The following is a 10430-nucleotide window of genomic DNA, read 5'->3' as shown; positions in this document are numbered from 1 at the left end:
GTCGGGCCGGACTCCTCGCGCGGGCCCTGCCTTCGTGAAAATGGTTCTTGTTTTCCCTTCCCCGTCACGGGGCAGGGTCCGCGCCTCGTGTCGCCTTCGCGGCACAAACGCACCCCCGCCGTGGCCCCGACGCCCGGTCGCACGATGAAGCATGCATTATGATCGATGCCATAGATAACCTAACGAAAATTCCTCACCCCGGACAGGGACGCGCTGGCGCGGTCCCGTGGGGTCCATCGCAGGACCCTCAGGCTGGCCGGACCGGTTGGGAGATGGATCCCGGGTCGAGCCCGGGATGAGGGGTAGAGAGAAGCGAAGCGCTGTACCCGACATTCACGGGTGAATGTCCGCTCTCCAATTCCCTCGTGAGGGACGGGACGACAGCCGCGAGAGCGCGCCTTGCGGATATCTCCCCAAAGCCGTTCTGACCGCCATGCTTGATTCGCGCGTCCGAGCGGACCACATGGCCGGGTCGTGACCCAAATCTCGAAAAATGAGACCGTCGATGTCATAACCCTGGGCTGCCGCCTGAATGCGTCGGAATCCGACGCGATGGTTGCGCTGGCGCGCGACGCCGGGCTGAGCGATGCGGTGATCGTAAACACGTGCGCGGTGACGAATGAGGCCGTGGCCGAAAGCCGCCGCCGCGTGCGCAAGGCGCGGCGGGACCGGCCGAGTGCCAAAGTCATCGTCACGGGTTGCGCCGCGCAGATCGATCCCGACGCCTTCGCCGCCATGGACGAAGTCGACCAGGTTCTGGGCAATCACGACAAGATGCTGCCGGGCGCCTTCGCGCCGCAGCATTTCGGGGCGCATAGCGAGCGCATCCGCGTCAACGACATCATGGCGGTGCGCGACAGCGCGCCGCAATTCCTCGGCAGCGCGAATTCCCCCGACAAGGCGCAGTCGCGCACGCGCGCTTTCCTGCAGGTTCAGAACGGCTGCGACCATCGCTGCACCTTCTGCATCATCCCGTACGGCCGCGGCAATGCGCGCTCCGTCCCGGCGGGCGAGGTGGTCGGCCATGTGCGCAACCTCGTGCGGCAGGGCTACCGCGAAGTCGTGCTGACGGGCGTGGACCTGAGCAGCTGGGGCGGCGACCTGCCCGGGACGCCGCCGCTCGGCGACCTGGTGCGGCGCGTGCTGAAGCTGGTGCCGGAACTGGACCGGTTGCGCCTGTCCTCCATCGATCCGGCGGAAGTCGATCCGGTCCTGTTCGAGCTGATCGTGAGCGAGCCGCGACTGACGCCCTATCTGCACCTGTCGCTGCAGGCCGGCGACGACATGATCCTGAAGCGGATGAAGCGGCGTCACAGCCGCGCGGAGGTGGTCGATCTCTGTGCGCGGCTACGCGACCGCCGCCCGGAGATCACCTTCGGCGCGGACATGATCGCGGGCTTCCCGACGGAAGACGAGACCATGTTTGAAAACAGCCGGGCCATCGTGTCGGACATCGGGATCGCGTGGCTGCACGTCTTTCCCTATTCGGCGCGCGAAGGCACGCCGGCGGCGAAGATCCCGCCCGTGGACGGCCCCATCGTCAAGGCGCGGGCCAGGGCCTTGCGCGAAGCCGGGGCGGCCGCGAAGACGGCGCACCTCGCGAGGCGTGTCGGCGACACGGACACGGCCTTGTTCGAGGAAAACGGCAACGGCCGGCTCCCCGATTTCAGCCTGATCCGCGTGGACAATCCGCCCCCTGCGGGTTCGCTTGTGGATGTGCGCGTGATAGGCGCAAGCCAGGATCATCTCACCGGAACGCTTCATGGCTGAAAAGAAGAAACGCGGCTTCCTGTCCAAGCTGGGCTTCAAGTCCAAGGACGAGAAACTCGCCATCGAAGCGGCGGAAAAAGCGGCCGCCGAAAAGCTGATCGACGAACGGATGGCCGCGCGCATGGCGGCGATCAACGCCGCCGCGCTGGCGTCGGCGCGCGCCCAGGATGCGGGGACGGCCGAGGTCTCCGACGAAGAGCGCGCCCGCATCGAAGCCGAAGAGAAGCGGCAGGCCGAAATCCAGGCCGCCCGTGACGTCGAGCGCGCCAAGCAACTGGCCGAGGAGAATGCGCGGCGCGCGGACGCGCACGCCGCGGAAAAGGCCGCCGAGGAAGAGCGCCGCGCGGAAGACGCCCGCCTGGCCGAACTCCAGGCCGCCCGCGAGGCCGAGGACCGGGCCCGGCGCGAGGCCGAAGCCAAGCTCCGCGCCGAAGCAGCGGCGCGGCTGGAAGCCGAGCGGCAGGCGGAGATCGCTCGCGCCGCCTCTGAGGCCGAAGCGGCGGAGCTCAAACGCAAGGCCGAAGCGGAAGCCACCGAGCGGGCGCGTTTGGAAGCCGAACGGGTCGCCGAGGAAACGCGCCTGGCAGAGGACCGCCGCGTCGCGGACGCGGCAGCCGCCCAAGCGCGCGCGGAAGACGTCCGCCATCAGGCGCTGGCCGACCGCCTGGCCCGCGAAGCCGACGAAGCCGAACGCCGCGCGGCCCGCGCCGCCGACCGCAAGGCGCGCGAACAGGCGGAAAGCGACGAACGCGTCCGGCTGGCCGAGGACCGCCGCGCGCAGCGGATCAAGGCGGGTCTGCCGCCGGAACCCGAACCCGAACCGGACGTCACCGCCGAGGGCGGCTTTTTCGACCGCATCTCCAAGGGGTTGCGCCGCTCCACCTCGCGCATGTCCGACCAGATGGCGGCCAGCTTCAACCAGCGCACGCTCGACCGGGACGCGCTGGAGGACCTGGAAGACATCCTCATCATGGCCGATCTGGGATCCGACGTGGCGGAGAAGGTCAGCGGCCGCCTGGCCGAGGACAAGTTCGACAAGCAGGTCACGGATCTGGAAATCAAGGTCGCGCTGGCCGAGACGATTTCCGACATCCTCACCCCGCTGGAAACGCCCTTCGTTCTGGGTCTGGCCCGGCCGCAGGTGATCCTGTTCGCCGGCGTCAACGGATCGGGCAAGACCACGACGCTGGGCAAGATCGCCAAACGGTTCGGCGACCAGGGCAAGCGCGTGCTGATCTGCGCCGCCGACACGTTCCGCGCCGCCGCCGTCGAGCAGCTCACCGTCTGGGGCGAGCGCGCCGGTGCGCCGGTGATGAGCGGCCAGCCCGGCGCGGATGCGGCGAGCCTCGTCTTCGATGCCATGAACCGGGCGCGCGACGAAGATTACGACATTCTGATGATCGACACGGCGGGCCGCCTGCAGAACCGGACCGAGCTGATGGACGAACTCGCCAAGATCATCCGGGTGATCGAAAAGACCGACCCTTCCGCGCCCCATCACAGCGTGTTGGTGCTGGATGCGACCGTCGGCCAGAACGCCCTGTCCCAGGTCGAGGCCTTCCGCGAAACCGCCAAGATTTCCGGCCTGATCATGACCAAGCTGGACGGCACGGCCAAGGGCGGCGTGCTGGTGGCGCTGTCGGAGAAATACAGGCTGCCGATCCACTTCATCGGCATCGGCGAAGCGATCGGGGATCTTGAGACGTTTTCGGCCCCCGTCTTCGCGGCGGCCCTCTCGGGCGTGGCGGATAACGTGTCCGCCTGACTTGATCCAGGCTAACAAGATCGGTTCGGATCAGGAACGTTTCATCGCGCCCAGCCGTCTTGTTCCTGTTATGTCGGCGACCACTTATCATAAATGGCGATCGCCGCTCGGCCGCCGCGTGGAAGTCGAGGAACGCGAGGACAAGCTCTACCGCCATGAAGTCCGTGAGCTCCTGCGCGGATTCTGCGGCGCGCTCTTCGTCGCCTTGCCGCTGCTCTACACGCAGGAAATGTGGGAGCGCGCGCGCAATATCGACGAAGCGGTGCTGATCGCCATCATGGTCGGCGCCTATGTGATCACGGTCGGCTATATCTCCTATTCCGGGTTCAAGACGGGCCGGACGCGCACGCAGATCTTCTGGGATGCCGCCACCGCCATGGGGCTCGGCCTGGTGGCGAGCATCGTCACCCTCTACATCACGGCGCGCGTGACGCTCGACACGCCGCTCGCCGTGCTGGTCTGCCTGCTGGCGCTGATGGTCGTGCCGACCGGTTTCGGCGCGGCTCTCGCGATCAACCAGCTCGGCAAGCGCGGCGGCGGCGGCGAAGACGGCGAGGATTCGGTCGCCGTCGAATTGCTGGGCAAGGATTGGGAGAAATTGCTGGCGACCGCACTTGGCGGCACGCTGTTCGCCTTCAACATCGTCCCGACCATCGAACCCAAGGTCATGCTCGCCGATATCGGCCCCAAACACGCCCTCGCCATCCTGGTCTTCTCGGTCATGGTGTCCTACGGCATCAACTATACGGCGCAGTTCCACAAACGCCGCGAAAACCATCAGGGCGTGCTGTCCTCCAAATGGCTGTCCACGCTGGTCTGCTATCTCGTCAGCCTCCTGACATCGGCGGCCTGGCTCTGGGCGTTCGGCTATCTGGGGCTCGACACGCCGTTGCGCATGGCCATCGTCTGGGTGATCATCGTCGGCTATGCCACGACACTGGGCGGGGCGGCAGGAAGGCTGGTCCTATGAGCCAAGACAAGAACAACGAGTCCGACGAAAAGGACAAGTCCGACAGCGAAAGCGACCAGTCCGGGCAGGACGGTTCGTCGAACGGCTCCGCCACGCGCGAGGACCCGCCCCCGACCTTCGTGATCTGGGTCGTGCGCCTGCTGTCGGTCAGCGCGATGCTGATGATCGTCGCCTATCTCGTCTACATGATCATGTCCGACACGGTGCCGGCCCAGTTCGACATCCGCCCGGAATTTTCAGAGCTCGACGAGCGCGACGGCAATTTCGTCCTCCCGCTTACCGTCGTCAACACCTCGACCGTCGCCGTGACCACGGTGGTCGTGGTGGCCGAGCTGGACGGCCCGGGCGACCGGGACGATACGATCAGCGCGACCCTGCCCCTGATGGGCGAGGGCGAGACGGCGCGGTTGGATCTCGTCTTCGAGCAGAAACCGTCGGAAGGGAATCTGAAACTGCGCGTCACATCCTACCAGAGCCCGTAAGGCGCCGGATATGGACTGGGGCGCCCCTTTCTTCGACGGCTGGCAAAGCGCCTACAATACGGCGGTGACGGCGGCGATCATGTATCCGCTGCTGGTGCTGCTGATCCGGCTGGCGGGCAAGCGGTCCGTATCGAAGATGAACAATTTCGACTGGATCGTCACCGTCGCCGTCGGCTCGCTGATCGCCTCGGCGATCGGTTTCGCCGACGTGACCGTCGCGGACACCGTTCTGGCCATCGCCGTGCTGCTCGGCGTGCAATGGGGTCTGACATACTGGATGTCGCGCAGCGAGCGGATTTCCGGCATGATGGTCTCGACGCCGACCCTGCTGGTTCACCGCGGAGAGATGCGCGACGCCGCGATGGCGCGCGAACGGATCAGCCGCGCCGAAATCTTTTCCGCCATCCGCGCGGCCGGATTGTCGGATCCGGCGGACTGCTACGCGGTCGTGCTGGAATCCAACGCCGAACTGACCGTGGTGCCGTCCGGCGAAGCGGGCCGCCCCGGCGCGGCCATGGCCGACATTCCGGCGCTCGAACGGCTCACCCCGGACCCTCCGTCATAGGACCCGTGACCCCGATCGCCTGCACGGTCGCCGCCATGATCAGCATGACGGCCAGCCAGTGGGCCGCATCGAACGCGACCAGCCGCATCGTCTGTCCCAGCACGCGGTAGCTGACATAGACGGTCGGCAGGACGAAGCCGATCCAGATGATGAACGCGCTGCCCAGCGCCATGGTCCACGGCCCGGCATCGCCGGCCGGGGCCAGGATCACCGCACCCGCCAGGATCGCCGCCATCCAGAATTCCGCGACGAATATGCCCGCATAGTGCAGCGGACCGGGGCGGCGTTCGGCCAGCGCCGCGTTCGGCCCGGCGGCGCGCAGCCAGGCACCGCGCAGCATCCGGTAGTAAAGCCCGCCGAACAGGAAGCCGGCGACCGTCGCGGCCAGGATGGGAACGATGTTGTCGACGATGTAGATCATGACGGTTCTTCTTTCGCTGTTCGGACAGTTTACGCGCCCGCCCTTGCGATGGACGCCCGACCTGCCTAACCGCGCAGGGAAAACGAATACTCACGGAGCGACCCATGAAACTCGACAACACTCTTTCGGCCATCGTCACGGGCGGCGCGTCCGGCCTCGGCGAAGGCACGGCGCGGATGCTGGCCAAGGCGGGGGTCAGGGTCGGCATCTTCGACATGAACGAGGCGCGCGGACAAAGCGTGGCCGAAGAGATCGGCGGCGTCTTCGCCAAGGTCGACGTGGCCGACGAGCCTTCCGTCGATGCGGGGTTCGAGGCGCTTCGCGCCGAGGTCGGTCAGGAACGCATCCTGGTCAATTGCGCCGGGATCGGCGGCGGGATCAAGACGGTCGCCCGCAAGCGCGACACGGGCGAAATCGTTCCGCACGACCCGGCCGCCTTCATCCGCATCATCAACATCAACCTGATCGGCAGCTTCCTGTGCGCGTCCAAGTCGGCCGCCGGCATGATGAGCCTGGATCCGACCCAGCCGGACGGCGAGCGCGGCGTGGTCATCAACACCGCGTCCGTCGCCGCGCAGGACGGTCAGATCGGCCAAGTCGCCTATGCCGCGTCCAAGGGCGGCATCCTGTCCATGGCCCTGCCCATGGCGCGCGATCTGGCGCGCGAAGGCATCCGGGTGAACACCATCCTGCCGGGATTCTACGAAACGCCGATCTACGAGCAGATGAAGCCGGAAGTGAAGGAGAACCTGAAGGCCCACGTCCAGTTCCCCAACCGCTTCGGCCAGCCGAGCGAGTATGCCGACGTCGTCAAGTTCATGTGTGAGCACGCCTATATCAACGCGGAATACATCCGCACGGATGCAGGCGCGAGGATGCCGCCGCGCTGATGTCTGGCCGATAGGTTTGCGTCTCGCGCGCGGGTCTAAGGTTGCCAGCGGCAATCGTCGCAAACCTCGTCAGCCCGATAACTGTCCCAAAGGACGGAAAAGGAATGGCGCGCCGCAACCTCAAACAGTGTCTTTCCGGGCCGTTCACACATCCTTATTCCTGGCCCAACCCGGAATCCATTTCCCAGACGCTCCAGCCGGCATAGCGGTCACATGACGGATCTCGGGTCGAGCCTAGGGTGAGGGTTGTTGAAAGTGTCATCCTCGGCGCTTACTGCGGAGACCTCGTGTCATTAGGCTCATGAGACGGGGCCAAACCCTACACTCACTGCCGAAGCGGATATGAGATCCCGCCAAAGTCGCCACACAATACTTGACATACATATCATGATATTTAAAAATCGTGCCATGACTACGGACTCTGCTTCCCTCCTCCATCTCATCGCAACCATCCGGCCCAAGACCGAGCATGCTCACGACGCACGCAATGCCATTCTCAGCCTCATGACCGTTACACGCGGCGAGTCCGGTTGCCATCGTTTCGACCTCTATCAATCACCGGACGGGCTGACGCTCTACCTTCATGAGATCTGGGAGAATGCCGATGCGCTGCGCGATCATCATGCCGCCGACTACACCACGGCCGTGTTCGACGATTACCGGAACTGGTTGCAGGAACCGCCGGAGATCCAGGAACTCCACCCTGTCGACTGCGCGCCGGCCGATGGCAGGGGCGGCTGAGATGTTCCTCCTGAAAGTCCTGCCGGCGCGGCATATGGTGGAGCGCTATGTCGATGAACTCGGCGTCAACGGATCGGGCGCGGGCGACCCGGACATGATCCTGTCGGCGCTGGACATGATGCGCAGTGCCAGCCTGTTGATCCGCAAGGTCGAGCGCCATTTCTCCATGCATGGCCTGTCGCAGCTGAAATTCGTCATCCTGGTCGTTATCGACCGGGAACGCCATGAAGCCGGCCTGCGCCATGCGGATGTGGCGGCGCGCATCGACGTGTCCCAACCCGTGCTGAGCCGCACCATCCGCGCCCTGGTCGAAGGCGGGCTGGTCGCGCAGACGCCGGATCCGTCCGACGCGCGCGTGCAGCGCCTGCGCCTGACGGCGGCGGGCCGCGACCGCCTGCATGCGGCCCTGCCGGACTATTTCGACATTATCGGGACACATATGCGCGGCGTGGCGGAAGAAGGAAGCGTGACGTGGCCACGGATCCTGGCGGGGCGTCTGGTCTAAGCGGTGGTTTATGCGATTGTGACCGGAAGCCTGCTGGCCCTCCGGACGCTTGGCCGTCAGGGCCGTTGCCCATGCAGACCCTGATCCTGACCGTCGGGCACGTGCCGGCCCTCTCCTGGATCATCGCCCTGCGCGCGCAATGTCTGTCGGATTGGATGCTCAAGGGGCGCAAGAGCCGAGGCTATCGGCGGCTTTAGTCCAGAACGCGGTATGATCCGTTCGCGTAGCGCCTGACCTCGGTCACATGATCCGCCAAATCCGGCACGGCGCCGGGCACCACCACTTCCAGCACCGTGTCGCGCCGTCCGCGCAGGGCCGCCCAGCCGGCATAGGTGTCGAAGTCGCGCATCGGCGCGAAGGTCCGCATCCCGCGTCGGGCCGCTTTTCGGATAGTCGCCCCGCTATTGATCGGCGACAGCTGGATCCGCGCCCGGTGCGCGCGGGCCAAGGACAGCGTGTCGATGACCAGCACGTCGCGCGGACGGTCGCGGTTCGTCTTCGCGTTCAGCAGGCGCGACAGGCCGCGGTGTTCATCCGCCCAGAAGAAGGTGCGTGCCGCCAGCATGGCGCACCAGTCCTGCGGCGACAGGCCGTCATCCAAACAGCGCTCGAGCGCGGCATGGGAGAGCGGCCTGTTATCGTTGATTTCCACCCGCCCCAGCGGCGTTTGTTCGAAGACCAGGCCATGCGGGCGTGGATAATGGGTCAGCGCGTCGATCTGCGCAGACGGCAAATGCAAGCGTTGCAGGATCGCCGTCGTCGGTAGCAGGCCGTGCGTCCGGATACCGGGCCAGGCGTCCGGCGCGGTCTGGTGGAACAGGCGGGGGTGGCGCGCAGCCAGCGCTTCGGGGGCCATGTCGGCATCCTAGACCCGACCGCTGCGGACGGCGATGATTTCCGTTGCCGATTTTTGATCTAGGTTATTGACAATCATTCGCACTCGCGTAGAGCGATTTTTGTGATCCACTGCATCTGCAACAACATCAACACCCGGGCCGTCGAAGCCGCCGCTGCAAAAGGTGCGGAAAGCGCAGCCTGCGTGCAACGGGCTTGCGGGACGCGCTTCCGCTGCGGCCAGTGCCGCACCGACATCGATGACCGGTTGCAGTCCTGGCGCCGGACGCGGCCGCTGCTGGACGCCGCCGAATAAGTCTAACGCTTTGAAATTGTTGCGTGTGAGAACCGTTTGCGCGGGTTTCGCCGTGCCTGCGACGATTTTCCCTGCGAATGAAAATCGCATGCCGCGATAGAGTTTGACAGGCGCGAAATTCGCCGCCTAGAGCTGGCGTCATGAAATCCGATCCCGAAATCATCGTCTGGCTCAATCGCGCGCTGAAAGCCGAATTGACGGCCATCAACCAGTATTTCCTGCATTCGCGCATGCTTAAGGATTGGGGCGTCACGCGGCTGGCCAAGAAGGAGTATGAGGAATCGATCGAGGAGATGAACCACGCCGACGACATCATCGAGCGCATCCTTTTCCTCGGCGGCCTGCCCAACCTGCAGGATCTGGGCAAGCTGCACATCGGCGAGGATGTGAAGGAAATCCTCGAATGCGACATGAAGCTCGAGGAGATGGCGATCCCGATGTACAAGGATGCGATCCACTACGCCGAATCCGTCCGGGACTATGTCACGCGCGACTTGCTTCAGAAGATCCTCGTCGAAGAGGAAGAGCATGTCGATTTCCTGGAGACCCAGTTCGACCTGATCCAGCAGATCGGCATCGAACGCTACATCAAGCTCCAAAGCGCTCCCGCCGACGAAGCCAGCTGAAAGGCACGCTGGCGTTCAGGGCGCCGCGCTCTGCGTCCAGGCAGCCATCAGCGTGCCGCCGGGTTCGCGGAACTCGAACCTGCGCCCGCCCGGAAATTCGAAGATGTCCCGGACCAATTCCGCCCCTGCTTCGAGCAGCTTCGCCCTGTCGCGTACCAGATCGTCCGACTTCAGCACGATGAGCGGCGGTCGGAGGCCGCCGCGCTCCACGCCCGCACCGGTCCCGGCATTCTGGATGTCGCGATAGTCCGGGCCGTAATCGGTGAACGACCAGCCCAACGCTTCGGCGAAGAAGCGCTGGGTCCCTTCCAGATCCGGGGAGGCGAATTCGACATAATCGATGGTCAGGGGCATGGGCGTTTTCTCGAAAGGGGCGCGGGTCGTTCGTTTGGCGGCCGCAGCGCGAGCGCGCAAGTGTCAGGAACCGCCACCAGAACGTCGTAAAACTGTCACTTGGCGAGTCGGGTCGAGGTTCGCTAACGGGTGGCGAAAGCCGGGCGGGGGCCTTCCCGGGGCCCGGCTGAACGGTCTTGCGATTGCAGGCC

The 10430-nt window shown here is 65.3% G+C and carries 14 protein-coding genes; 11 read left to right on the top strand and 3 right to left on the bottom strand.

All coding sequences use genetic code 11. The features are described 5' to 3' along the window. Positions 1-474: 474 nt before the first annotated feature. From mtaB to Q0718_RS12140, 5 genes are all read left to right on the top strand, one after another. Positions 475-1770, top strand: a complete 1296-nt coding sequence (mtaB, locus tag Q0718_RS12160; RefSeq protein WP_298918312.1) for a tRNA (N(6)-L-threonylcarbamoyladenosine(37)-C(2))-methylthiotransferase MtaB — start codon at positions 475-477, stop codon at positions 1768-1770. Further along, a complete protein-coding gene (gene ftsY / locus Q0718_RS12155) occupies positions 1763-3535 on the top strand; it encodes a signal recognition particle-docking protein FtsY (RefSeq protein ID WP_298918309.1) in 1773 nt (590 codons plus the stop codon). Before mtaB ends, ftsY begins: the two co-directional genes overlap by 8 nt. 70 nt (positions 3536-3605) lie before the next feature. Next, positions 3606-4505 (top strand): DUF2391 family protein, encoded by a 900-nt coding sequence (locus tag Q0718_RS12150; protein ID WP_298918307.1) that lies wholly within the window; start codon positions 3606-3608, stop codon positions 4503-4505. Beyond that, a complete protein-coding gene (locus tag Q0718_RS12145; RefSeq protein WP_298918305.1) occupies positions 4502-4987 on the top strand; it encodes a hypothetical protein in 486 nt (161 codons plus the stop codon). Before Q0718_RS12150 ends, Q0718_RS12145 begins: the two co-directional genes overlap by 4 nt. A 10-nt stretch (positions 4988-4997) precedes the next feature. Beyond that, positions 4998-5552 carry a YetF domain-containing protein gene (locus tag Q0718_RS12140; RefSeq protein ID WP_298918303.1) on the top strand — a complete coding sequence of 185 codons (555 nt, stop codon included), beginning with the start codon at positions 4998-5000 and terminating at the stop codon, positions 5550-5552. Here the strand turns inward: Q0718_RS12140 and Q0718_RS12135 are convergent. Next, a complete protein-coding gene (locus Q0718_RS12135) occupies positions 5530-5973 on the bottom strand; it encodes a DUF1761 domain-containing protein (protein WP_298918301.1) in 444 nt (147 codons plus the stop codon). The two genes, Q0718_RS12140 and Q0718_RS12135, sit on opposite strands and share 23 nt — an antisense overlap. 104 nt (positions 5974-6077) lie before the next feature. Between Q0718_RS12135 and Q0718_RS12130 the strand changes: the two genes are divergently transcribed. The 4 genes from Q0718_RS12130 to Q0718_RS12115 all read left to right on the top strand — a co-directional run bounded on the left by Q0718_RS12130 (position 6078) and on the right by Q0718_RS12115 (position 8306). Then, complete coding sequence (locus Q0718_RS12130; protein WP_298918300.1) at positions 6078-6863, top strand: SDR family NAD(P)-dependent oxidoreductase; 786 nt, start codon at positions 6078-6080, stop codon at positions 6861-6863. 408 nt (positions 6864-7271) lie between these two features. Continuing rightward, on the top strand, positions 7272-7604 hold the full coding sequence (locus Q0718_RS12125) for a putative quinol monooxygenase (protein WP_298918298.1): 333 nt from the start codon (positions 7272-7274) through the stop codon (positions 7602-7604). A 1-nt stretch (position 7605) separates the two neighbouring features. Then, positions 7606-8109 (top strand): MarR family transcriptional regulator, encoded by a 504-nt coding sequence (locus tag Q0718_RS12120; protein ID WP_298918296.1) that lies wholly within the window; start codon positions 7606-7608, stop codon positions 8107-8109. A 71-nt stretch (positions 8110-8180) separates the two neighbouring features. After that, positions 8181-8306, top strand: coding sequence for a hypothetical protein (locus Q0718_RS12115; protein WP_298918294.1), 126 nt, complete (start codon positions 8181-8183; stop codon positions 8304-8306). Here Q0718_RS12115 and Q0718_RS12110 read toward each other — a convergent pair. Next, positions 8303-8965 (bottom strand): hypothetical protein, encoded by a 663-nt coding sequence (locus Q0718_RS12110; RefSeq protein ID WP_298918292.1) that lies wholly within the window; start codon positions 8963-8965, stop codon positions 8303-8305. The two genes, Q0718_RS12115 and Q0718_RS12110, sit on opposite strands and share 4 nt — an antisense overlap. A 102-nt stretch (positions 8966-9067) precedes the next feature. Between Q0718_RS12110 and Q0718_RS12105 the strand changes: the two genes are divergently transcribed. Continuing rightward, positions 9068-9259, top strand: a complete 192-nt coding sequence (locus Q0718_RS12105) for a hypothetical protein (protein WP_298918290.1) — start codon at positions 9068-9070, stop codon at positions 9257-9259. Positions 9260-9399: 140 nt separating this feature from the next. Continuing rightward, positions 9400-9885, top strand: a complete 486-nt coding sequence (bfr, locus tag Q0718_RS12100; protein WP_298918288.1) for a bacterioferritin — start codon at positions 9400-9402, stop codon at positions 9883-9885. Positions 9886-9900: 15 nt separating this feature from the next. Here bfr and Q0718_RS12095 read toward each other — a convergent pair whose 3' ends face one another. Then, positions 9901-10239 carry a VOC family protein gene (locus Q0718_RS12095; RefSeq protein ID WP_298918286.1) on the bottom strand — a complete coding sequence of 113 codons (339 nt, stop codon included), beginning with the start codon at positions 10237-10239 and terminating at the stop codon, positions 9901-9903. Positions 10240-10430: the final 191 nt, after the last annotated feature.

Origin of the sequence: uncultured Algimonas sp., assembly GCF_947498175.1 — a bacterium.
Lineage (GTDB): Bacteria > Pseudomonadota > Alphaproteobacteria > Caulobacterales > Maricaulaceae > Litorimonas.
Note: the sequence above shows the minus strand (reverse complement) of the source record. Positions and strands in the feature narration are given on the sequence as shown.

Bases quoted from the DNA above. Each gene is read 5' to 3' on its own strand.
- Q0718_RS12145 (WP_298918305.1), top strand. From the start codon at position 4,502: ATGAGCCAAGACAAGAACAACGAGTCCGACGAAAAGGACAAGTCCGAC.
- ftsY (WP_298918309.1), top strand. From the start codon at position 1,763: ATGGCTGAAAAGAAGAAACGCGGCTTCCTGTCCAAGCTGGGCTTCAAG.
- Q0718_RS12130 (WP_298918300.1), top strand. From the start codon at position 6,078: ATGAAACTCGACAACACTCTTTCGGCCATCGTCACGGGCGGCGCGTCC.
- Q0718_RS12150 (WP_298918307.1), top strand. From the start codon at position 3,606: ATGTCGGCGACCACTTATCATAAATGGCGATCGCCGCTCGGCCGCCGC.
- bfr (WP_298918288.1), top strand. From the start codon at position 9,400: ATGAAATCCGATCCCGAAATCATCGTCTGGCTCAATCGCGCGCTGAAA.
- Q0718_RS12125 (WP_298918298.1), top strand. From the start codon at position 7,272: ATGACTACGGACTCTGCTTCCCTCCTCCATCTCATCGCAACCATCCGG.
- Q0718_RS12110 (WP_298918292.1), bottom strand. From the start codon at position 8,965: ATGGCCCCCGAAGCGCTGGCTGCGCGCCACCCCCGCCTGTTCCACCAG.
- Q0718_RS12140 (WP_298918303.1), top strand. From the start codon at position 4,998: ATGGACTGGGGCGCCCCTTTCTTCGACGGCTGGCAAAGCGCCTACAAT.
- Q0718_RS12135 (WP_298918301.1), bottom strand. From the start codon at position 5,973: ATGATCTACATCGTCGACAACATCGTTCCCATCCTGGCCGCGACGGTC.
- Q0718_RS12120 (WP_298918296.1), top strand. From the start codon at position 7,606: ATGTTCCTCCTGAAAGTCCTGCCGGCGCGGCATATGGTGGAGCGCTAT.
- Q0718_RS12095 (WP_298918286.1), bottom strand. From the start codon at position 10,239: ATGCCCCTGACCATCGATTATGTCGAATTCGCCTCCCCGGATCTGGAA.
- Q0718_RS12115 (WP_298918294.1), top strand. From the start codon at position 8,181: ATGCAGACCCTGATCCTGACCGTCGGGCACGTGCCGGCCCTCTCCTGG.